Source organism: Streptomyces nanshensis, assembly GCF_001751255.1.
GTDB classification, from domain to species: Bacteria; Actinomycetota; Actinomycetes; order Streptomycetales; family Streptomycetaceae; genus Streptomyces; species Streptomyces nanshensis_A.
Genome location: NZ_LJGW01000005.1, coordinates 1022 through 3285 on the forward strand (window position 1 = coordinate 1022; position 2264 = coordinate 3285).

Genomic DNA, 2264 nt, shown 5'->3' on the forward strand with positions numbered 1-2264 from the left:
CCCGGTACGGGAGCCCCCTCCGGGTCCCGCCGGTACAGCGGCGGCGGCCGTCCCAAGGCGTCCGCCGGCCGCCGTGCGCCCCACCGTCCGTCGTCGGGCGGTCGCTCGGGCGGCCGGACGCACCGTGCCGGGCCCCCGAAGGAGTTCGCCCTGCCCGTCACACGGACGGCGCCGCTGCCCGCCGTCGAGACGTTCGCCGGGCTCGACATGCCCGACGCCCTCCAGTCCACGCTCCGTGCGCAGGGCATGAGCGCGCCCTTCCCGATCCAGGCGGCGACGCTGCCCAACGCGCTGGCGGGCCGGGACGTCCTGGGACGCGGACGTACGGGCTCCGGCAAGACCCTCGCCTTCGGCCTGGCGCTGCTGGCCCGTACGGCGGGGCAGCGCGCGCAGCCGCGGACGCCGCTGGCCCTCGTCCTCGTCCCCACCCGGGAACTGGCCCAGCAGGCCACCGCCGCGCTCACCCCCTACGCCCGGTCGCTGCGGCTGCGCCTGACCGCCGTGGTCGGCGGCATGCCGATCGGCCGCCAGGCGCGCTCGCTGGAGTCCGGGAGCGAGGTCGTCGTCGCGACGCCCGGCCGGCTGAAGGACCTCGTCGAGCGGGGACACTGCCGGCTGGACCAGGTCGCCGTCACGGTCCTGGACGAGGCGGACCAGATGGCCGACATGGGCTTCATGCCGCAGGTGACGCACCTGCTCGATCAAGTACGCCCCGGCGGGCAGCGGTTGCTGTTCTCCGCCACCCTGGACCAGAACGTCGACCTGCTCGTCCGCCGCTATCTGACCGACCCGGTGGTCCACTCCGTCGACCCGTCCGCGGGCGCCGTCTCGACCATGGAGCACCACCTGCTGCATGTGCAGGGGACGGACAAGCACGAGACCACGACCCGGATCGCCGCGCGCGACGGGCGGGTGATCATGTTTCTGGACACCAAGCACGCGGCCGACCGGCTCGCCAAGCAGCTCCTGGCCGTCGGCGTACGCGCCTCGGCCCTGCACGGCGGCAAGTCGCAGGCCCAACGCAACCGCACCCTCGCCCAGTTCAAGACCGGCCACACGAACGTGCTGGTGGCCACCAACGTCGCGGCACGGGGGATCCACGTCGACGATCTCGACCTCGTCGTCAACGTCGACCCTCCCCACGACCACAAGGACTATCTGCACCGCGGCGGTCGCACCGCCCGCGCCGGCGAGTCCGGCACGGTCGTCACCCTGGTTCTGCCCAGCCAGCGCCGCAGCATGAGCCGGCTCATGGCCGATGCCGCCATCACCGCGCGGGTGACCAGGGTCCACTCCGGCGAGGACGAACTGAGCCGCATCACCGGTGCGCAGGAGCCCTCGGGCGTTCCCGTCACCATCGCCGCGCCGGCCGGTGAGCGCACCGGCTCCCCCCGGCGCGGACGGCGCGGCCGACCCGTCCAGCGGCGCCGCCGTACGCCGTCCGACTCGGCGGCCTGAGCGCCCTCTTGGGGCGCGGCGCCGGTCGTCGGCGCCTCGCCCCAGAGGTCGCTGTACGCGGTCAGGACGGTCCCGTGAGGCTCTCCTCGATGGCGCCGACCGTCCGCAGCAGGGTGTGCCCGTGGCTGCGTGGATCGATGCCGTTCACGGTGTCGCACACCACGATCGCGGCCACCGGGTCGGCCCGTCCCAGACGGACGGGCGCGGCCAGCTCGACCAGTTCCGGTACGCAGCCGCCGCGGGTGTAGGACAGACCGGTGCGCCGGATCCGTTCGAACTCGTGGCGCATCCGCTCCGCCCGGCCGTCCGCGTTCTGCGGACCGGCCGGGCCGCGGCGGCAGGTGGCCAGCAGCAGCCTGCCGGCCGCCGAGCGGTAGGCGGGCAGCGGTTCGCGCAACGCCCTTGCCAGGCGCTTGTGTTCGGGGCCGTAGAGCGTGCCGACGTGCTGGACCGTCGTCCCCGAGAGCATGCCGACGCTCACGATCTTCCCGGTGAGCTGGAACAGCTCGATGAGGAACGGGGTGACGGTGTGGCTGAGGCTCTGCGCCTTCGCGGAGCCGCCGGCGGCGGTCAACTCGTAGAGATAGTCCCCGAGTACGTAGTACTTCGACTCCGTGCGGACGACGAGGCCCAGGTCGGTCAGGATGTGCATCAGGCGGTGCAGGGACGACTTGGGCAGGTTCAGCAGACGGGACAGCTCCGAGAGCGTCAGCGGCCGTGAGGCGTTGGCCATCGACTCCAGTACGGCGAACGCCTTGCGCAGCGGGCCGCCGGCGGCGCCGCCGCCGTCCGCCCCGCCGCCGTCC

General features: G+C 73.7%; 2 protein-coding genes. One reads left to right on the forward strand and one right to left on the reverse strand.

The window, feature by feature from the left end; all coding sequences use genetic code 11:
* The coding region (locus AN218_RS00030) for a DEAD/DEAH box helicase (RefSeq protein WP_079131665.1) at positions 1-1458 on the forward strand (1458 nt) is incomplete at its 5' end.
* Positions 1459-1519: 61 nt separating this feature from the next.
* Here AN218_RS00030 and AN218_RS00035 read toward each other — a convergent pair.
* Positions 1520-2264, reverse strand: a 745-nt coding sequence (locus tag AN218_RS00035) for an IclR family transcriptional regulator (RefSeq protein WP_070014359.1), incomplete at its 5' end; no start/stop codon positions are given.